General features: G+C 55.0%; 15 protein-coding genes. 9 read left to right on the top strand and 6 right to left on the bottom strand.

Annotated elements, in window-relative coordinates; translation table 11 throughout:
* Window positions 1-134 precede the first annotated feature (134 nt).
* Entirely contained in the window at window positions 135-6,296 is a 6,162-nt protein-coding gene (locus DQG13_RS06295; RefSeq protein ID WP_181592613.1) for an immunoglobulin-like domain-containing protein, read from the top strand.
* An 82-nt stretch (window positions 6,297-6,378) separates the two neighbouring features.
* Here the strand turns inward: DQG13_RS06295 and DQG13_RS06290 are convergent, their stop codons facing one another.
* From DQG13_RS06290 to DQG13_RS06280, 3 genes are all read right to left on the bottom strand, one after another.
* Window positions 6,379-7,197, bottom strand: coding sequence for a sugar phosphate isomerase/epimerase family protein (locus DQG13_RS06290; protein ID WP_113018896.1), 819 nt, complete (start codon window positions 7,195-7,197; stop codon window positions 6,379-6,381).
* A 126-nt stretch (window positions 7,198-7,323) separates the two neighbouring features.
* A complete protein-coding gene (locus DQG13_RS06285) occupies window positions 7,324-7,578 on the bottom strand; it encodes an HD family phosphohydrolase (protein ID WP_113018895.1) in 255 nt (84 codons plus the stop codon).
* The gene (locus tag DQG13_RS06280; protein WP_113018894.1) at window positions 7,575-7,895 is read right to left on the bottom strand and encodes a YbjQ family protein; all 321 of its coding nucleotides are present in this window, start codon (window positions 7,893-7,895) and stop codon (window positions 7,575-7,577) included. The genes DQG13_RS06285 and DQG13_RS06280 overlap by 4 nt, the downstream gene beginning before the upstream one ends.
* A gap of 358 nt (window positions 7,896-8,253) precedes the next feature.
* Between DQG13_RS06280 and DQG13_RS06275 the strand changes: the two genes are divergently transcribed.
* Window positions 8,254-9,297 carry an acyltransferase family protein gene (locus tag DQG13_RS06275; protein WP_113018893.1) on the top strand — a complete coding sequence of 348 codons (1,044 nt, stop codon included), beginning with the start codon at window positions 8,254-8,256 and terminating at the stop codon, window positions 9,295-9,297.
* Here the strand turns inward: DQG13_RS06275 and DQG13_RS31825 are convergent.
* Window positions 9,227-9,553, bottom strand: a complete 327-nt coding sequence (locus DQG13_RS31825; RefSeq protein ID WP_397333941.1) for a GyrI-like domain-containing protein — start codon at window positions 9,551-9,553, stop codon at window positions 9,227-9,229. The two genes, DQG13_RS06275 and DQG13_RS31825, sit on opposite strands and share 71 nt — an antisense overlap.
* A gap of 80 nt (window positions 9,554-9,633) precedes the next feature.
* Between DQG13_RS31825 and DQG13_RS30675 the strand changes: the two genes are divergently transcribed.
* The 4 genes from DQG13_RS30675 (at window position 9,634) to DQG13_RS06260 (ending at window position 13,008) form a co-directional block, all read left to right on the top strand.
* Complete coding sequence (locus tag DQG13_RS30675) at window positions 9,634-9,798, top strand: hypothetical protein (protein WP_181592612.1); 165 nt, start codon at window positions 9,634-9,636, stop codon at window positions 9,796-9,798.
* 415 nt (window positions 9,799-10,213) lie between these two features.
* The gene (locus tag DQG13_RS06270) at window positions 10,214-11,011 is read left to right on the top strand and encodes an alpha/beta hydrolase (protein ID WP_113018892.1); all 798 of its coding nucleotides are present in this window, start codon (window positions 10,214-10,216) and stop codon (window positions 11,009-11,011) included.
* Between the two features lie 619 nt (window positions 11,012-11,630).
* Window positions 11,631-11,921, top strand: coding sequence for a CD3324 family protein (locus DQG13_RS06265; RefSeq protein ID WP_113018891.1), 291 nt, complete (start codon window positions 11,631-11,633; stop codon window positions 11,919-11,921).
* Window positions 11,922-12,150: 229 nt separating this feature from the next.
* On the top strand, window positions 12,151-13,008 hold the full coding sequence (locus tag DQG13_RS06260; protein WP_113018890.1) for a polysaccharide deacetylase family protein: 858 nt from the start codon (window positions 12,151-12,153) through the stop codon (window positions 13,006-13,008).
* 63 nt (window positions 13,009-13,071) lie between these two features.
* Here DQG13_RS06260 and DQG13_RS06255 read toward each other — a convergent pair whose 3' ends face one another.
* Window positions 13,072-14,013 carry a LysR family transcriptional regulator gene (locus DQG13_RS06255; RefSeq protein WP_258525489.1) on the bottom strand — a complete coding sequence of 314 codons (942 nt, stop codon included), beginning with the start codon at window positions 14,011-14,013 and terminating at the stop codon, window positions 13,072-13,074.
* 247 nt (window positions 14,014-14,260) lie between these two features.
* Between DQG13_RS06255 and DQG13_RS06250 the strand changes: the two genes are divergently transcribed.
* Genes DQG13_RS06250 through sdhB form a run of 3 tightly spaced genes read left to right on the top strand, consistent with a single transcriptional unit; the run spans window position 14,261 to window position 17,478 of the window.
* A complete protein-coding gene (locus DQG13_RS06250; RefSeq protein ID WP_113018888.1) occupies window positions 14,261-14,917 on the top strand; it encodes a succinate dehydrogenase cytochrome b558 subunit in 657 nt (218 codons plus the stop codon).
* Window positions 14,918-14,950: 33 nt separating this feature from the next.
* Window positions 14,951-16,714, top strand: coding sequence for a succinate dehydrogenase flavoprotein subunit (gene sdhA, locus DQG13_RS06245; protein WP_113018887.1), 1,764 nt, complete (start codon window positions 14,951-14,953; stop codon window positions 16,712-16,714).
* A gap of 2 nt (window positions 16,715-16,716) precedes the next feature.
* Window positions 16,717-17,478: a succinate dehydrogenase iron-sulfur subunit gene (sdhB, locus tag DQG13_RS06240; protein WP_113018886.1), complete on the top strand. Its 762-nt coding sequence runs from the start codon at window positions 16,717-16,719 to the stop codon at window positions 17,476-17,478.
* A gap of 120 nt (window positions 17,479-17,598) precedes the next feature.
* Here the strand turns inward: sdhB and DQG13_RS06235 are convergent, their stop codons facing one another.
* Window positions 17,599-19,725 carry a HelD family protein gene (locus tag DQG13_RS06235; protein WP_113018885.1) on the bottom strand — a complete coding sequence of 709 codons (2,127 nt, stop codon included), beginning with the start codon at window positions 19,723-19,725 and terminating at the stop codon, window positions 17,599-17,601.
* Between the last annotated feature and the right edge of the window lie 134 nt (window positions 19,726-19,859).

Here is a 19,859-nt window from a genome sequence, read left to right as displayed (position 1 = left end):
CTGATTCGCCAGATTATTCTGGCTTTTATCGAAATAGGTCTGTTTTTGTTGTACAGTTATTGTTTTTGATGCTATAACATAGATAGATAAGTCTTGTTTCCTAAGACTTTCGGTCTAATAAGGGAGAGATGCGGATGAACAGAATCTACGTCAAAAGAGCGGCGATGGGTCTGGCAGGTTTGCTGGTGGTACTGGCCATGCTGGGGATCTGGACCACTCAAGCTTATGCTGTCGCCTTGGATACCGTGAACGTAACGGCGGATACGGCCGCCAAGAAGCAGATCAAGTCCACCAAAATTACGGTGACCATGGATGAGACCGGCAAATATGCCGTTATGCTGAATGCCGGAAGCGGAACAAAAAATGCCTTTTACGGCGGGGAAACCAGCGATACCTCCAATATTGATGTTCAAGACGACAAGGGAAAGCGGAGCTGGTACAGCCTTCAGAAAGAGGACTTCTCCATCGACAATAATGTCATCCGAATGTCCCGAATTGATCCGGGGGTTGCCCGGTATACCCTTATGCTCTCCATTGTGAATGCTACGCTGGAGGGCGGGTACATGAAGGTCGAAATGAAGATGGAAAACCTGAAAAGCACTCCCCAGAACATGGGCGCTTTTATCTATTGGGATACCATGATCGACACGAATGACGGATCACCCTTTGAGTTGATTGCCAACGGCTGGCGGAATTACCACGAAGGCTTTCAGGTTTCCGCCTTTTTCAAGGATACCATACATGTGACGAAAGCGGATGCGCTATGGGTGGGCACATGGGGATACGATACCCAGAGCTGGGACAGCAGCAATCCGCGTATGACTTGGGCACAGCATGAAGGGCGGATTGGCCAGATTGTCACATCGCAGGACACTGCAGCAGCGGCATGGTATGATCCGGTTTCCGTTGAAGCGGGAAAGACTCGGCTGATTTCCACCATAATTGGCGTGGGACCCAAGAACGAAGCGCCTATTCTGTCTGACCCCAGCTTCTCGCCCGAGGTGGATGGCGGAACCTTTAGACCCGGAGACGAAGTGGTGATAAGCGGCAAGGCCGGGAACAACGATGATGTCGGTGCGGAAATGGACATTATCGCCATTGTGGATGACAGTGATGATTTCCGGCAGGTTCTGGGTACGGTAACGGTGTATAAGGGAGAAGAGCAGCAATTTCAATATACCTATACAATCCCCCAGGGCTTAAGTCCGGGAATACATACCCTGAAGGTTTACCTGATGGATGATACGGGTGTAACCTCCACCTTGGAGGAAATGACCTTTTATATTGCTGCCACCACAATTAGCGGAGCCGGCGATATTACGATAGAGGCCGGCAGCAGCTTCGATGCGCTGTCCGGAGTGACGGCCGTTGACGCCCTGGGGGCTGACTTGACGGCAAGCATTCAGGTTGCGGGAACCGTGAACCCTGCAGTGCCGGGAACGTACACTCTCACCTACAGTGTAACGGACGGAGAGGGGGACACAATTACAGCCACCCGTACAGTGACCGTGGCGGACCGGACTGGACCGTCCATCAGCGGAGCGGATGCTGCAACCATCGAAGCGGGCAGCAGCTTCGAGCCGCTGGCGGGTGTGACTGCTGCGGATCTTGTAGACGGGAATGTGACGGCAAACATCCAGGTAACAGGAGCCGTAAACACCGCAGTGCCGGGAACGTACACGCTGACCTACAGCGTAACGGATGCGGCGGGAAATACAACCACCGCCACCCGCACAGTGACTGTGGAGGATACCGTGGCGCCTTCAGGCTACACGGCCCTGATGGATCAGGCTGTCATCAACAGCACATATGCGCCGTCTGTTTCTTTCCATTTCTCAGATGCCGAGGTGGGAGCAACCTTCCACTATACTCTGACAAGCAATAACGGCGGAACACCGGTGAAGGGAACAGGAACGGTCACCGCAGCGGATCAAAGCGTAACGGGCATTGACGTCACAGGCCTGGCGGACGGCATGATTACCTTAAGCGCATTTCTGGTTGACGCCTCCGACAATCAAGGCAATCCGGCTACCGATATTGTGGAGAAGGACACTGTGCCTCCCCAAGCACCAACCTTGGACAAACCCGTCGGCAATGACGGAATGATTAACAACCGGGAGAAAACAGCCGTTTCCCTGTCCGGGAACGCTGAGAAGAATTCTGCCGTGAATATTGTCCTGGAGGATTTTGCGGGAACCGTTGCCGCAAAGCAGGTTATGGCGGATGCGGACGGGAGATGGACGCTCGATCAAGGCGGGCTGGATCTGAGCGGCTTTAAGGATGGCATCGTAACGATTCGCCTTACCTCTACCGACGGAGCCGGAAACCAATCCTCCAACGGCGAGGAAACCCTGCTGCTGGATACGACGTTTCCCGAAATTGCCGCATTGACCAAAAGCTCCGATGCCTGGACCAATCAGGATGTAACCGTAACGGCGTCCATCAACGACGGGAAGGGAAGCGGGATATCCGTCACCAAATATGTGTACGGAGAAGCGTCTGAGGCGGCTTTTCAACTACAGGGCATTATATTTAACGGCTCCTTCACCGTCCAGGAGAATGGAGTATACACCGTCTATGCCCGGGACGAAGCCGGCAATGGAAGCATCAAAACCGTTGAAATAACCAATATCGATAAGCAGGCTCCGGCAGAACCCGTGATTACCCGGATGCCGGACAGGGATTTTTACAATCAGGATTTCATCTTGACTGTTGCACCCGGTATGGATCAGGGATCGGGGGTTGCCTATACAGTAACCCGGCAGGTTTACGAAGGCGAGGCAACGGATTGGCTGACTTATACGGGACCTGTTACCGTATCCAGGACGGGAGCGGTAACCCTTGAGGCCAAAAGCTTCGACTTCGCCGGAAATGAAAGTCTTGTTGCCAAGAAAACAGTGGCCATTAACAGAGAGCTTCATGTTTTCCCCACGTTGCTCATTTATCCGGACAAGGAGTATAGCAACGAGGATTATACGGTCTCCATTCTGAAGGAGACTGACAACGGATCGGTTACCGAAGCAACCTATGCCCAGGTTTATTACACCATGACAGGCATGGACGGATTCATACCGTATACGGAGCCCTTTGTGATCAGTGATGAGGGCATTTATGAAATCAGTGTCAAAGTCATTGACCGTTCGGGCAATGAAACAACGGTTACCAAGACGGTCCATTTGGATAAAACAGCCCCCGGCAGCCAAAACGCCATCCTGGCGGCGGATAAAGTGATTGCCAAGATGGACGGAAATACACTTGATATCAACGGCACCGGCGATCATACGGATACGATTTGGCTGGCTCCCTTGGGTACAGAGGTCTTCACCGAAGGAGATACCATGCGGAAAACAGCCGGAGATTCCAATACGACTCAGGCTCCGCCTCAGGATGGGGAGTACAGAGTTTATGTGGTAGACCGGGCCGGCAATGTCTCCCCGGCAAGCGAGAAGAAGGTGATTGTGGACAGGACGCCGCCCCTTATCCAGGGTGTGGAGGAAGGCGGAGTCTACAAGGATTACAGAAGCATTACCATCAGTGACGGGAATGCCCTGCTCAATGGATTGCCTTTTGCCAGCGGAAACAGGATTGAAAAGAACGGAACATATACCCTGATTGCTGAGGATGCCTACGGCAACACCGCGGCGGTAACCTTCATCATTGACAATGACGCGGAAACGGTGAAAAAGAGCCAGGCGGCTTTGGAAATCATCTATCAAAAAGGAAACCACAAGGATCGGGTTACAAAGGATGTTTACCTTCCGCTTGAAATGGAGGAAGGCGTGCATGTTGTCTGGGAGAGCAGCAACAAGGACATTATGGACAAGGACGGAAAACTGGTCCATCCTCCTCTGGAGAATACGCCGGTCACCTTGACCGCCACTATCCAAAAAGGCTCTGCGGTTGAAACCAAAGTATTCGTTATCCAGGTTTTTGCCGATATTACGGCCCCCGTTATCACGCTGAAGGGAGACGCTGCTGTCGTTATTGAGAAGGGCACTCTCTATGTGGAAAAAGGGTTCACGGCTCTGGACGATACGGACGGGGATCTGACCGATCAGGTTGCTGTCCAGGGATATTTCAATACTAAGTCAGCAGGCATTTATACCCTAATATATAAGGTTGCGGACCATTCAGGCAACGAGGGCACAGCGGAAAGAATAATCCGCGTGGTTGAGAAGCAAACGGCCAAGGAAGCCACCATTATTGCCAAGGACGATGAAAAAGTCGGAGATTCAGTATGGGAAGATGCTGTGGAGGGCGCCAAAGAAACAGGTGAAGCCTCCGTCCGGATTGTGGTCGAGGATGAGGTTACCACAGAAAACCCGATCAAGGTGAGCGTCAGCAAGAAGCAGGTGGAGCAAGCGAAAAAATCCGGGGTCAATATTCTGTTTGAAACGGAGAACACCTCCATTCTTATCCCCGTTGATGCGGTGGATACCGGCAGCTTGGGTGCCAACGCCAGACTGCAGCTGGTTGCCGAGCAGGTGGATACCGGTGATCCGGCCAACCAGGAGCTGGTTGAGGCTGTCGGCAACATTCATGAATCCATGAAGATTTATGAAAACAAGGTGTTCGACTTCAAGATGAGAATCATTGAAGAGGATGACCAAGGGAATCTGATCCGCGATGAGGAAATAACAAACTTTACTTCCCAAGAGGATATTGCCCTGAGAATTGCGGTAGGGGAACTGAATGGGGAGAAGGCGCTTATGGCCTTTTATTTCAACCCGGGCACCGGAAAGTGGGAATATGTGCGGAGCAAATACCTGGGCAGCCTGAAAACGGTAGAAATCCTCACCAACCACCTGAGCGTCTACTCGGTAATGGAATTGACGGTTGAACAAAAGCGGGAGGAACTTGTCAAGCTGATCAATGAATCGGGCATCACCCTCCGGGAGGTCCTGACCATTATCGAAGACGAGGACCTGGATTTGGGGGAATACGGCAAATACGCTTCGTTTAACGGCCAATATAAGAATGAAACCGCCCAGGATATACTGGATGGAAGGAGTACCAGACCCGATGACCGGTATATCAATTACCGCGACATGGAACAGGAATTCAACGCCATTGTCAATCGGATATACGGTGAGCTGAACGGGGACAAAACAGCGCCGGAGCTGGCATTAACCGGCAAGCCAACCATCTATATTCCCGTTAACGGCCAATATACGGAGTACGGGGCAACAGCCTCGGACAATCTGGAAGGGGATATCACCGGAAAGATTGTCATTACGGGTGAGGTGGATACCTCGAAGGCGGGCATCTATACAGTGACCTATACCGTCTCTGACCTGGCCGGCAATATCGCCGTTAAGAAAAGGATGGTTCAGGTTTATGCTCCCGACGAGAATTCCAGCGAGGAAGCTGCACCCAAAGAAGGCGCGCAATCGCAGCAACCGCTTAAGGGGATTGTCGTCGTAGAGGGACAGGAGCATATTCAAGTCAAGGCTGCCGCTCAGCCATTGCCCGAAATTCCGGACAATGACATGAAGAGGATAAGCGAGATTTACGAGCTTGTGTTCACAGGGGATGCAGTTGGCGCCGTTGGTCAAATCCGTATAACCTACGATAAAACCAAAGTAGCCAATGAGGACCATCTTGGGGTATTTGTATATGACGAACACACCCGGAAGTGGACATATGTCGGCGGTACTGTAAACAAAGCCGGCAGCTATGTATCGGCGAATATAGAACGGTCCGGCAAAGTGGCGGTAATGGAGCTTAACAAAAGCTTTAAGGATCTGGAGGGACACTGGGCCCAGCAGGTCGTCGAACTGCTGGCGGCGCGGCAAATCCTGGATGGGGATGCAGCGGGCAACTTCAATCCGAATATGGGAATTACCAGAGCGGAATTTGCCACCATTATCACCAAGGTGATGAATCTTCCGTCGACAGAGCTGACAGCTGACTTTGTGGATGTTAAGGCTGGGGACTGGTATGCCCCCTACATTGCGGCAGCCAGACAAGCCGGGATCGTAAAAGGGGTCAGCGAAACGGAGTTTGAGCCGGGAAGAGTGGTGACCCGGGAGGAAATGACCGCTATGGTTATGAGGGCATACCGGCTTACGGAGCACTCGGAGCCAACAGCAGAGCAAATCCGTCTTGTGGAGCAATTTAAGGATTCGGCGCAAATCGGCGGATGGGCATATCATGATGTGTATGCCGCCAAGCTTCTTAATTTGGTCGAGGGCAGAAGCGCGGACTATTTTGTTCCGGAAAGTGAAACGCTTCGGGGAGAAGCGGCTATGCTGATCTACCGGTTTATGCAGGCTCTGAACAAATTGCAGCCATAAAAGAAGCGGACATAAAAAAGGCCAGTTCCCGTAATCAGGGGACTGGTCTTCTTCAAATCTGCCTTTCTTGCGCGAAGGGCGTTTAAGCGAACAACCCCTTCAGAAAGCGAAGAGCATCCGCCATCTCATGGGGAGCTACGCTCTCCAGAGTCATATGGACATGGGGCTTGTGCTGCTTCAGCAGCTCCACAAACAGGGGATAATTCAGCGTACCCTTGCCGGCGCAGGCTTCCTTCACCTTGCCGTCCGCATCCACATACAGGTCCTTGCAGTGGGCCAGCACAATGTGGTCGCCCATGAGCCGGAAGGCCTCGCGGATGCCTTCATCCTGATCGTGGGGGAATTCCTTGTCCCGCAGGATGTTGCAGGGGTCGATAACCCCAGCCAGATGGGAGGACTTCACTTCGTCGTAGAGCCTTCTCCAATCCCGGGCCGTGCCGATAATATGGCTGTTGGCCGGTTCTACGGCTACGATCACGCCCCATTTTTCCGCTTCCTCCAAAAGCTCCTCCACCGTGCGGCGGGTCAGCTCCCAGGCGGCTTCCGCCGGGTACTTCTCGGAGACGTGCCCGGTCTCTGTATCCACGAAGGCGGCGCCGAAGTGGCGGGCCATGCGGATATGCTCCTTGAACCGGTCAATGCCGTAGCGGCGGGCCTCTTCGTTGGGATTCACCATATCGATGTAACAGCCGAGAACCGGAATCTTCACGCCGTATTTGTCGAATTCCTCGGCCACTGCGTTGGCCAGCCCCGGGCTCAGCTTGCCCAGGCCGGTATCCACGCCGGACAAGGCCTTGGCCAGCGCCAGCTGGACATATTTAAAACCATGCTCCGCCACCAGCCGCGGCAGGGTATCCAGGGGCTGCTGCCCCACACAGTGCGCTAATAAACCAAATTCCATAAACCTGCAACCTCCCGAAAATATGCTCAAAGCCGAACATTTCCATTTTACCACATCAGAAAGGGTAAGTCCCTCACAGCACTAAAGCGCTTGAAGAAAACTTTCTGACGGCATAGGTGCAGGAGGCTATTCCCGGACATAGTCCCGTTCGCCGGTATAGGGGTTGTAATACACCCGGTAACGAAGCCCGTCCTTGGGATCAATGAAGACCTCGGGAGTGGGAAGAAAGCCGTTTTGGGGTTGGTTTTCCCTGCCGGGCGGTTTGGCCTTGTAGCGTTTGTCGTACACCAGCCAGCCCAGCAGAAGAATAATCAGCGGAACGATAATCCACATGAGAAAATACAGGATGCCTACTGCGGCGGCAATCCCAGAGCCGCTCATCGCCGCACAACCCGCACGGCGGTGCCGTAGGCAACAATTTCGCTCATGTTGTTGCCGATATCCCCGCTGTCAAACCGCATCATCACAATAGCGTTGGCCCCCATAGCCGCGGCATTTTGCACCATCCGGTCCATCGCCTGCCGTCTGGCATCCTCGATCATCTGAGTATATTGCTTGACCTCCCCGCCCACAAGCCCCTTCAGCGAAGCCATAATATCCCCGCCCAAACCTCTCGCCCGGACAACCACGCCGAAGGAGGTGCCCAGCACCTCTGTTACCTCATGTCCCGCAATATTCTCCGTTGTTGCAATCAACATATATAATTCCTCCTCAGGGCTTTCGTCAGAAAGCCAGCATCGTAAGCATAAGCTCTTCGCTTATGTCGCTTCTCATAACGTATTACCCTTTATACGGAGGGAAGAACGCAAGGTTTCTTTCACTTTATGAATAAGGCCTCATGCGTATTGTTTATAAGAACCATTTTTAGGTGAAAAATGTTTTATTTTGGTCAAAATGCTGTGAACTCTTTTTGACAAGAAGCATTCGCTTATCGACCGCCGCAGGGGGATTGCTATATTGTAGGGGGAGAAATCACCCGAGGGTGGTTCGATTCGGAGGAGCTCCGAATGAGAAAAAAGTGCAGCCGTTTCGCGGCGGATGGAGTGACAGACAGAAATGGGAGAACAAAAGACCGGCTTATCCGGAGACACGTTTTTGATCAATACCCGTTTTTTATTGATTGTCAGTGTATTTGTGGGCAATATCATCGAACCTCTGATTGGCCGGAATGAGGAAATGAGGGCGTTGTTCCTTTGGATTTTTTCCTTCCATATGCCTTTGTTCGTGTTTGTCACCGGATATTTTGCCCGTTACTCCCTTACCGGACAGCCGGGAAAAAAAGTGCTTCAAACCATTGCCCTCCAATATTTCATTTTCCAAACGCTGTATTCGGTACTGGACACCCTGGCCTTCCAGGTTCCCGGCATCAAGCATTCCTTCTTCATGCCTTATCTGCTCTGCTGGTTCCTTATGGGCCATATTATCTGGCGGCTGGCCATGCTGCTGTTCACCTTCCTCAAGCTGAAGCACCCGGTGCTGGCGGCGGGCGGCATTGCCATTCTGGTGGGCTACGGCGGGTTTGACGGCGGATTCTTAAGCATCACCCGGGCCTTGGTGTTCCTGCCCTTTTTCGTGATCGGCTATTATTTCGACTACGCCCGCTTCCGTGCGTTCCTCTCCGGGTACCGCCGCGTCCTTGCCGGAGCCGTGTCGGTTGCTCTGCTGGCCTACTTCGCTGTGAACGCCATGGAGATTCAACCCCGGTGGCTGGTGGGCGCTCTGAATTACACGCAGATGGGCCATAACGAATGGTACGCAGGCGTGTACCGGCTGGTATTGTACGGGCTTCAACTGGCGGCGTCTGTGGGGCTGCTGGCTTTTGTCCCCCATGGCAAATCCATCATGACCGACTGGGGCACCCGGACCTTGTATGTGTTCCTTCTGCACGGCTTTGTGGTGCGCCTGACGGCGTTCTCGGGAATTTATGACCATATCGATCATCCCCTGGAAATCGCGGCTCTCCTGATCTGCTCCGTGGGGGCAACCATCCTCCTGGCCCAGCCCTTCGTCAAAAAATGGACCCATCTGGTCATCGAGCCGGATACCTCCTGGCTGAACCGGGTAGAGGAGAAAGCCAAGGGTGTGCTCGGCGCCCGGTAATTCCAACGGTATGAAAGGGCAGATGCCCTTCCGCAAGCAGGAAGGCAGCTGCTCTTTTTTGCTTGCTATCCGGCTGGCGTAAAGGCTGAAGAGCTGCGGGGATGCCCAGGATGACGGCGGAGCCGGTTAGGAGGCCCTTCTTTTTGGCCCATGCTTTCAACTGTTCCATAGCCAACATGTTGGCCGGGCCGTATGGACCTGTTTGGCGGACATATGCGATGCGCTCCGGGGGGATGGTTTCAATGTGCAGCTCCATGGTTGAACGACTTCCTTTCCGATTGGGGATAGGTTCCGATTCGATGCTAACATGATATAAAATGAAATTCATGCCTTTTTTTGAAGTTTGTGAAAGGGCAGGCGGGGCGGGAGCGGATGAGTGTGGAGGAGCGGCAGCGGCGCGTGCATTTTGGCGGAGGAGGACCGGGGGTGGGGGCCTCTGCTACGGAACTCAGCGACTCTTATGGCGGCAAAAACGGGGATTTGGATTTTTTGCGGAACTGAGAGACACTTATGCCGGCCTGATGCGGCAAAAATGGGGGAAATGGGGCTGCGGTAAGGGGATAAGGGCTTTTGAGTTCCGCTAGGACACGAATAAGCCGCAAAAGCTGCTCTAAGAGCCGCTGAGTTCCGTAGCGGGAGGCTCCAGAGTTTAGGGTCGCTGAAAGTTCCGTTGAGGCAGAATTCTGGGGCTTAGGGACGCGAGTTCCGTTGAGGCAGGGTTCCGGAAGCTTAGGGTGCTGAGTTCCGTAGCGGCAGCGGCCCCGGATTGCCGAGGCTGCGTCGGGACGGGGCAACCGGGCGGACTTTTGCCAAAAACGATATATTCCAAGCCTTCCATTGGCGTTATAATGAAAGTTGCATGTGCGCAAAATGGATAGCCAACATGTTGGACAACCTTTGATTGGGGGATATTTCAATGGAACGAATCGAGTTATGGCCAGAAGGGGCGCCATACAGCCAAGGCAATGATCCGGAGGACCGCCCGGCGCTTACACCGTATCTGCTGGAGCAAGCGGGACCCCAAACGCCCGCAGTGGTGGTGCTGCCGGGAGGTGGCTACGGCATGAGAGCCCAGCATGAAGGGGAGCCCATTGCCCAATGGCTCAACTCGCTGGGGCTGCACGCTTTTGTGCTGAGCTACCGCGTGGCGCCGTACAAACACCCCGCTCCGCTGACTGATGCGCAGCGGGCCTTGCGCTATGTCCGCTCCCGGGCGGAGGAGTGGGGAATTGATGCCGGCCGTCTGGGCATCCTGGGTTTTTCCGCAGGCGGGCACCTGGCTTCCACTGCCGGAACCCATTATGACCGGGGGGATGAAGCCGCCCAAGACCCTGTGGAGCGCTTCAGCTGCCGTCCCGATTTTATGGTGCTTTGTTATCCGGTTATTTCCATGGGAGAGTTCCGGCATGACGGCTCCCGCATCAACCTGCTGGGCCCGGAGCCGTCGGAAGCCGACATCCAGCTTTTCTCCAATGAGCTGCAGGTGACATCCGATACACCGCCCACCTTCCTGTGGCATACCTCGGATGACGCGGCGGTCCCCGTGGAGAATGCCCTGCTGTTTGCCGGGGCTTTAAGCCGCTGCAAGGTTCCCTTCGAACTGCACTCCTTCCAAACCGGAGTCCACGGGTTGGGTTTGGCGGAGCAGCATCCGGAGGCCAGAGTATGGCCGGAATTATGCGCCAACTGGTTCAAGCGCCAGGGGCTGATCTAGGGGCTGTCCGATAGCCGTCCAGGAGAGATTGGATATACTCATTTCTTCCCTTGAGGACGGGGCTTCATATGAGGTTTAATAAAGGAGCCGGCGAATCCTTAGCGAAAGGAGTGTGATCGACATGATTACTTTCCACGAGGTGGTTTCCGCCTAACACGCGGGAATCAGCTGTAGAAAGGGGAGGGACCGCAAGGTCCCTCTTTTGGTCTGATGCGGCGTTTGGGAAGCTGCGCAGGCGAGAAATCTTTTGCTTGATGTACATAAGGGAAGTGTTATATAATGGTAACGTCATCGGCGCTTCTGCCGTTGAACACTATACGAAGGGAGATGGCAACAATGCAAAAGCTGGTAACCGGATTTACAATGGTCAATGAGGTGCTTGCCAACTGAATAGCAGCAGGACTATAACCATCCCCCTGATCAGGAATACGTATGCACATGTTCAGGCACGATGTGGTTATCGTGTTTTTTTTATTCCCTTTTTACGTAAAAATATTGAAAAAATACCAAATTAAGGAGGTGTGTCAAATGATGAAGCAAGTTGCAGGAGTGCCGAATCGGCCGATCCCAACCCATGTCCGCTCTATCATCGTCATGACAAATAACCAGGAGGTACTGTATGAGCTACAAAAACGGAAAGGACGTTCTTCCCCCTAGCTTGCTTAAGCAGCTTCAGGATTATATCCAGGGGGAGATCATTTATATTCCCAAAAAAGAGCAGAAGCGTGCCGGTTGGGGTGAAAACAACGGCACCCGGCTGATCATTGAAAAACGCAACCGCGAAATTTACGGCCGCTACAAAAGCGGCTCCACCATCTTCGAGCTGATCCAGATGTACCATCTGTCGGAGGACAGCATCCGCAAGATTATCGTCAAAACCCGGGAACTGGTTACGAATGCAGCGCCCTAGGGAAGCCGCGCCTCGCCGCGGCTCCGCAAACGGCCTCGCATCCCGTACATCCCTTAAATGCCGAAAACGCCCCCATCCTGCCCGTCCGGCAAGATGAGGGCGTTTTTTTCCCGGAAACAATTCCATCACTCTGTCGATTCCGGATTGCTTTCTGATTTCTCTTTTTTTCTGCCGCAGGATGCCGTACAATGGATACGGTTTCTTACAATGTTGAGAGGGGTATATTCGCTTGCCGCAACGTCGGGTTAGGCTGCTTACGGCGCTTGTCCGCCGGTTGTTTCTTGTTCTGCTGTTTGCCATGCTGTCTCTTGCAGTAGCCGATAACAACCATTCCCGCCCCTACTACAAGGATAAGGTGGCGGTGCTGGTTTACCATCATGTGGCTTCCGGGGATCTGGGTTCGGTGACGATTACACCAGGGCTTCTGGACAGCCAGCTGAAGGATATGAAGCGCCGGGGCTACCATTTTATTACCATGGAGGATTTCCGCGGCTTTATGGAGGGCGGAGCTGTCCCGCGCAATGCGGTGCTGGTTACCTTCGACGACGGCTATAAGAGCTTTTATACAGATGCGGTGCCGGTTCTGTCCAAGCATCAGGTGCAGGCGGTCAATTTTATTGTCACCGAGTTTATCGAGCGTCCGGAGAGAAGCACGATCCCTTCCCTGAGCGCCGCGGAAATGACGGAGCTGGCCGACCGCAGCAGCGCCGAGCTGCAATGCCATTCCCATGCGCTGCACAAGCTGGCGAATCCCAAGGAATCCTATCTCTCGGGACGGCTGGAGCATGAGGGGAAGCGAGAAACGGATGAGGAATATACCGCCCGCATCCGCCAGGATGTCCGGGCCTGCTCCAATGAGCTGCGCCGCTTCCGGTCCAAGGCCGACACCTACGCATACCCCTACGGGATGTTCAACGGGAAGGTTCAGGAAATTCTCCAGGAAGAGGGAATCCGCTACGCCTTTACCGTCCATCCGGGGATTGCCGGCCGCCGAACCAATTGGATGGAGATCCCGCGGATCAATGCCGGTTCACCCTTCATGACCCCCAAGCGGGTCCACAAAAATATAATGAGAAAGCTGCATTGAGCATGCGGCTTGGCTTGCTGCGCCTGCCCCGGGTTGGGACGGGCTTTTTTTTGTTGCCGTCCGTTACCCCACCGGCTCCGTCCGGCGGTTCCCCGGCTTCCGGTGCCGCTCCTCCCGGTAATGCTCCTGGGCTCCCGCCACAAAGGCGTGCACGGCGGTTTGGCCGCTTCCATCCGGGTTCAGGATCAGAGAGGTGGTGCGGATGGCCGCCATCAGCTCGGGAAGCTGCACCGCCTTCATTTCCGCGCTGCCTGGTCCAAGGGTCCGCTCCAGATAGGAGGCGGGCAGCAGGGTGGCGCAGCCCAGCACAGACCCCAGGCGGAGAATGGCTTCAAAGGAGTCAATCTCCATTTTTACATTGGGATAGGCGTCATGCTGCTCAAACAGCTCATCCATCAGCACTCTGTACCAGGTTCCTTTGGAGAAGAGGATCATGGGCAGCTGGTTCAGATCCTTCATGGTCAGATCCCCCCGGGACAGGTACGGATGCCCTGCAGGCAGCACCAGGGAGAGATGATCGTCAAACAGGGGGTAACATTCCAGCCGCGGATGGTCGATAACCGAAGCCACCAGTCCGAAATCCACTTTGTTTTCCCGCACCAGCTCGACGATTTCATGGGTTTTGCCGGTAATCGCCTGAATATCCGTTTGCGGGTAATCCCGGTTGAACAGGGAAATGATCTCCGGCAGACTGGATTGCAGGGTGGTGAGGCTGGCCCCGATGGTGATGCTTGACGGCATTTCCGGGGAGATAAAGGGACGCAGGCGGGTTTGAAACTCACTCTGCATTTCCCGCATCCGCAGCGCATAATCATAGCAAATGCGGCCTGCCCGGGTAAGCTCCAGACGTTTGCCCCTGCGTTCGAAGAGGGCGACGCCCATTTCCTCCTCCAGGTGCATGATTTTCCGGGATAAGGCGGGCTGGGAGAGATTCAGCACCCGGGATGCCTTGTTCAGACTTTCCTGCTCCACGACAACGGCGAATATATCCAGATTATTTTGCACAGGGTTATCCTCTTTTCTCTCTGGCCAGTTCTGCTCTATCGCAATCGGCTGGCGCCATATAGCGAACATACATAACCTATTATAATAAAAATGCACTTCCCTATTAAGCCATAAAGGGGTAACATAAGAGGAGACACAGAATGTTCACATTTATAAAGGCAGCGTTTACATGAGAAATAATAGGGAAAATGGTAAAATGAGTTTTGTGAACGGTTTGTGACAACGCTGCTGAGAGGGGTTTTTGCGAATGAAGGGAAATTCGTATTTCTACCGCAAGCTGCATTCCCTGCTGGGCGTCATTCCGGTAGGCGCGTTTCTCGTGGAGCATCTTTATACCAATTACAGCGCGTACCACGAGGGGCATGAAGGTTTTATCTCCAAGGTGGAGTGGCTGAACAGCCTTCCGCTGGTATTCTTTATGGAGCTGTTCGGCATCTGGCTGCCGATCCTGTATCATGGCGTATACGGCTTGTACGTCGCCTATACGGCCCGCAATAATCCTAAGCAATACGGTTATTTCCGCAACTGGATGTTTACCCTGCAGCGGGTGACGGGGGTGATTACCCTTCTGTTCATCGTGTGGCATGTGTTCGAGACCCGGGTCCAGGTGGCGTTGGGCAATGTGGCCCATGACGAATTGGGCGTGCGGATGCACGAGATCATCAGCCAGCCCTGGGCGTTTGCGATTTATATCATTGCGGTGGTATCCGTTTCCTTCCACTTTGCCAACGGCATGTGGTCATTCCTGGTCAGCTGGGGCATTACCATCGGACCCCGCTCCCAGCGGATTTCCGGCTATGTGTGGATGGGTGTATTCGTAGTGATGTCGGTGATGTTTATTCTGGCGCTGACGGCTTTTGCGGGTATGGACTTTAGCCAGCGGCCGATGACGGCACTTTTGTAGTTTATTATTTAGCTGACTTAGGAGGGGACGGATATGGCTGCTTCTAAAATTATTGTGGTCGGCGGCGGTTTGGCGGGCCTGATGGCTACCATCAAGGCTGCGGAGGCCGGCGTTCATGTAGATCTGTTTTCTCTGGTGCCTGTCAAACGCTCCCACTCGGTCTGCGCCCAAGGCGGCATCAACGGGGCTGTCAATACCAAGGGCGAGGGGGATTCGCCTTGGGAGCATTTCGACGATACGGTATACGGCGGAGACTTCCTGGCCAACCAGCCGCCGGTAAAAGCCATGTGCGAGGCGGCGCCGGGCATTATCCACCTGATGGACCGGATGGGCGTAATGTTCAACCGGACGCCGGAGGGGTTTCTGGACTTCCGCCGTTTCGGCGGCACCAAGTATCACCGCACCGCTTTTGCCGGAGCCACCACGGGCCAGCAACTGTTGTATGCCCTGGATGAGCAGGCCCGGCGCCAGGAGGAGGCGGGGCTCGTCACCAAATACGAGCATTGGGAATTCCTCTCCGCCGTCATCGATGACGATGGAGTGTGCCGGGGCATCACCGCCCAGAATCTGCGCAGCATGGAGATTGAGGTGTTCCGGGCGGATGCGGTGATTCTCGCCACAGGCGGCCCTGGAATTGTGTTCGGCAAAACCACCAACTCGGTGATCAACACCGGTACTGCCGCATCGGCCGTATACCAGCAAGGGGTCCGCTACGCCAACGGTGAGTTTATCCAGATTCACCCCACGGCCATTCCCGGGGATGACAAGCTGCGGCTGATGAGTGAATCCGCCCGGGGCGAGGGGGGCCGGATTTGGACCTACAAGGACGGCAAACCCTGGTACTTTTTGGAGGAAAAATATCCTGCCTACGGCAATTTGGTGCCCCGGGATATTGCCACCCGCGAAATTTTCCATGTCTGCGTGGACCTGAAGCTGGGCATCAACGGGGAGAACATGGTTTATCTGGACCTCTCCCACAAGAATCCCCGGGAGCTGGACATCAAGCTGGGCGGCATTATTGAGATTTATGAAAAATTCATGGGCGAGGACCCGCGGAAGATTCCCATGAAAATTTTCCCTGCCGTTCACTATTCCATGGGCGGCTTGTGGTGCGATTACAACCAGATGACCAATATTCCCGGGCTGTTCGCCGCAGGGGAGTGCGAATACCAGTACCATGGCGCCAACCGGCTGGGGGCGAACTCCCTCTTGTCCTCCATTTTCGGGGGGATGGTGGCAGGGCCCAAGGCGATTGAATATGTTCAGGGGCTCGACAAACATGCGGAGGATATTTCCTCCACCGTGTTCGAACGTGAGGCGCAGAAGCGGGTGAAGCAATATGAGGGCCTGCTGGCTATGGACGGCAATGAAAATCCATACGTCCTCCACAAAGAGCTGGGGGAATGGATGACCAACAATATGACCGTGGTGCGGGTGAACAAGCGTCTGGAGGAGACCATCGCCAAGATCAAGGAACTGAAGGAGCGCTATGCCCGGGTAAACATGAACGATACCTCCCGCTGGAGCAACCAGGGGGCAACCTTTACCCGGCAGCTGTGGAACATGCTGGAGCTGGCGGAGGCTATGACTCTGGGGGCGCTGCTCCGGGATGAAAGTCGCGGAGCCCATTACAAGCCGGACTTCCCGGACCGCAACGACGAAAAATTCCTGAAAACCACCATCGCCGCTCATCATCCCGATGGTCCCCGCATCACCTATGAGGATGTGGACACCTCGCTGATTACCCCGCGGAAGCGGGATTATACCACCGACAAGAAGAAGAAGGGGGCGCAGTGATTATGGCTGAAGCAACGGCAAAACGCTCCATCGCACTTATCGTCACCCGACAGGATACTGTGGACAGCAAGCCTTATACGGAGGAGTTCCAGATTCCGTACCGTCCCAATATGAATGTGATCACGGCGCTGATGGAAATCCAGCGGAACCCGGTCAATGCCGGCGGAGGCCAAACCTCGGCGGTCTGCTGGGAGTCCAACTGTCTGGAGGAGGTATGCGGCGCCTGCTCCATGGTGATCAACGGCAAACCCCGCCAGGCCTGCACTGCCTTGGTGGACCACCTGGAGGAGCCCATCCGGATCGCCCCTATGTCCACCTTCCCGGTGGTGCGGGATCTGGTCATTGACCGGGGCCGGATGTTTAAGGCGCTGAAGAAGGTGAAGGCGTGGATTCCCATTGACGGCACGTATGATCTGGGGCCCGGCCCGCGGATGGCGGAGTCCAAACGCCAGTGGGCCTATGAGCTGTCCAAGTGCATGACCTGCGGCGTCTGTCTGGAGGCTTGTCCCAATGTCAACGACAAGACGGATTTTATCGGGCCTGCGGCCATTTCCCAGGTGCGCCTGTTCAACGCCCATCCCACCGGCGAGATGAACAAGGACGAGCGGCTGGACGCTTTGATGACCGACGGCGGCATTGAGGGCTGCGGTAACTCCCAAAACTGCGTGCGCTCCTGTCCCAAGGGGATTCCGCTGACCACCTCCATCGGCGCCATGAACGCAGACACCACCAAGCGCCTGTTTAAAAAATGGCTGGGCATGTAAAGCAGCCCCCGAATGAAAATGCGCAGTGTACAGCATTTTCGTAAAAAAAGCCGCGTTTTCCACGGGTTGATCCCGGTTGGAAGGCGCGGCTTTTTGGCGTGTTCATTTGAGGCAGCGGGCCTATGCTTCTTCTGCGGGCAGCAGCGGCGAAGGCCTGCCCGTGTACTGGAGACGCAGATCATGCAGCGCCCGGGTACAGGCCACATACAAGAGCTTGGCGTCCCGCGGCGAATCCTTGTAGCGGATTTCATCCACATCCGCCACCAGCACGGCGTCGAACTCGAAGCCTTTGGACAGATAGACGGGAAGCACGGAAAGTCCGCCGCCGTAGGACTGCTGGGAGGCAGTCAGCAAAGCGGGGGAGAAGCCCGCCGCAACCAGCTCTTTGTGGATGGCGGCGCATTCCTTCTCTGTCCGACCGATAACGGCGATGGTCCCGTGGGCCTCTTCCGACAGCTGGCGGACAGCCTGCACAAGGGCGGGCAGCCGCTTGGCAGCTTGCTCCACCCGGACCTGCTCGCCACTGCGGAAAACAGGGACGGCCAGGCTGACTGCTACCCCGCTGTGGGCGATAATCCCGTTGGCGAACTGGATAATTTCCATGGTGGAGCGGTAGCTGCGGTTCAACTGGAAGGTTTCCGTTTCCTCCGGGCCGAAGAGTCCGGCGAATTCCTCCCAGCTGCGGACACCCTTGTAATCATGGATGCCCTGGGCCAGATCGCCCAATATGGTGAAGGAATGGTTTTTACTGTGCGCCTTCAGAACCAGAACCTGGAGCGGGGAAAAGTCCTGGGCTTCATCAATGACAATGTGGTCGAAGCGGTCATTGCCGTGAATGCCGTAGAAGCGGTTATGGATATGAAGAAGTGCGGCCAAATCCTCCTGGAGCACCTCGCGTTTGGCCAGCCGTTTCCTTGTCTCCTCCGCCAACTGCTCCGGGACCCATGCGGGCCGGGTTTCCGGTTCAAACAGCCTGCGGTAAAACTCCAGGGCTGAAGGAGGGCTCCATTTTTTCAGATAAGCCTTCAGTCTGGTTCCGGCCAGCTTCTTGCGGTCCTTGCGGATTTTGGGGTCCCGGGTGGCTTCCAGCTCCATCTCCAGCCAACGTCTGATCCGGGCCTCCACCCGCTGGCGTCGTTTGCCGATAGGCTCGTGGGCGATCTCCACATCAAACCAGTGACGGATGGTTTTCCCCGGCAGCTGGCGTGTTCCCTCCCAGGGGATGAAGTCCTGTGTGAGGCAGTATTCCTTTTCGTATACATCCAGTTCCCGGTTGAGATAGTCCGCCAGCTCGGCGGAGCCTTTCCATCTTCCGGAGGGCACCGGCTCTTGGGCGTCCGGTTTCCCGGCGTTTTCGGGTCCCGCCGCAACGGCAAACCGCTTCTCCAGATCCTGGGCCTCCCCGCCCAGCTTCAGGTTGTCGTCCAGCCGCTCCAGCGCCCAGTCGGCGAAGGTGGTCTGGGCGATATCCCCCACTCCCAGCTCCGGCAGCACACCGGAGATGTAATCCAGGAACATCCGGTTGGGGGCGAAAATAATCATCCGCTCCGCCTTCACCTGGTCCCTGTATTGGTAAAGCAGGAAGGCCAGCCGGTGCAGGGCGACGGTGGTTTTGCCGCTGCCTGCCACGCCTTGGATAATCAGCGCTTTGTTTTTGGCCGCCCGGATAATTTTGTCCTGCTCCGCCTGGATGGTGGAGACGATATCCCGGAGTTTGTTGTCCTTGTTTTCGCCCAGGCGGTAAAGGAGAAATTCATCCGTCACCGCCCCTTGACCGCTTCCCCGCATATAGCTGTCCGTGACCCGCTGGAGAATCTGCTTGCGGATCACCAGGTTGCGCTTCAGATATACAAGCCCCTCTACGAGGCCGTCCGGCGAATCGTATTCCGCAGGCCCGTCGCCGCCGGTAAACGAATAGAAAAGACTGGCTGCAGGAGCCCGCCAGTCAATGACCAGCGGATTGCCGCCGATCCGGTCCTCCACCCCCGCTTTGCCGATGTAGAGGGGAGTCGGTCCGCTGTGTCCGGCTTCCTGAAAGTCCAGTCTTCCAAAGTACGGCTCCGGCAGGGCTGTGGCCAGCTTGCGCCGGGTTTCTTCGCGGAGTCCCTCCAGCACCTGCTCGGTAAAGTCATTCCCGCTGTAGCGGGGCATGGCATTTAATTCTTCCAGTTGCCGGTTGATGATGCGGCCGGCTTCCTCCAGGCGGAGGAGCTCTTCTTGATAGGCACTTTGAATGTCGGATTCCATATTCAGTTACCTCCTAAGGTTTTTACGCCAGTAAAAACCGGCGTCATAAGCCGATAAAGCGGAACTGTAAGAGTATCACAAATGGCGGAGCGGCGCAACCGTTATTTGGAAACAGCCTAAGACAATTGCATTGG

It is taken from the genome of Paenibacillus sp. YN15, from assembly GCF_003285005.1.
GTDB lineage: Bacteria > Bacillota > Bacilli > Paenibacillales > NBRC-103111 > Paenibacillus_AR.
Note: the sequence above shows the minus strand (reverse complement) of the source record. Positions and strands in the feature narration are given on the sequence as shown.

Coding starts and splice junctions, on each gene's coding strand:
- DQG13_RS06270 (WP_113018892.1), top strand. CDS start 10,214: ATGGAACGAATCGAGTTATGGCCAGAAGGGGCGCCATACAGCCAAGGC.
- DQG13_RS06250 (WP_113018888.1), top strand. CDS start 14,261: ATGAAGGGAAATTCGTATTTCTACCGCAAGCTGCATTCCCTGCTGGGC.
- DQG13_RS06280 (WP_113018894.1), bottom strand. CDS start 7,895: ATGTTGATTGCAACAACGGAGAATATTGCGGGACATGAGGTAACAGAG.
- sdhB (WP_113018886.1), top strand. CDS start 16,717: ATGGCTGAAGCAACGGCAAAACGCTCCATCGCACTTATCGTCACCCGA.
- DQG13_RS06265 (WP_113018891.1), top strand. CDS start 11,631: ATGAGCTACAAAAACGGAAAGGACGTTCTTCCCCCTAGCTTGCTTAAG.
- DQG13_RS06275 (WP_113018893.1), top strand. CDS start 8,254: ATGGGAGAACAAAAGACCGGCTTATCCGGAGACACGTTTTTGATCAAT.
- sdhA (WP_113018887.1), top strand. CDS start 14,951: ATGGCTGCTTCTAAAATTATTGTGGTCGGCGGCGGTTTGGCGGGCCTG.
- DQG13_RS31825 (WP_397333941.1), bottom strand. CDS start 9,553: ATGGAGCTGCACATTGAAACCATCCCCCCGGAGCGCATCGCATATGTC.
- DQG13_RS06290 (WP_113018896.1), bottom strand. CDS start 7,197: ATGGAATTTGGTTTATTAGCGCACTGTGTGGGGCAGCAGCCCCTGGAT.
- DQG13_RS06295 (WP_181592613.1), top strand. CDS start 135: ATGAACAGAATCTACGTCAAAAGAGCGGCGATGGGTCTGGCAGGTTTG.
- DQG13_RS06235 (WP_113018885.1), bottom strand. CDS start 19,725: ATGGAATCCGACATTCAAAGTGCCTATCAAGAAGAGCTCCTCCGCCTG.
- DQG13_RS06285 (WP_113018895.1), bottom strand. CDS start 7,578: ATGAGCGGCTCTGGGATTGCCGCCGCAGTAGGCATCCTGTATTTTCTC.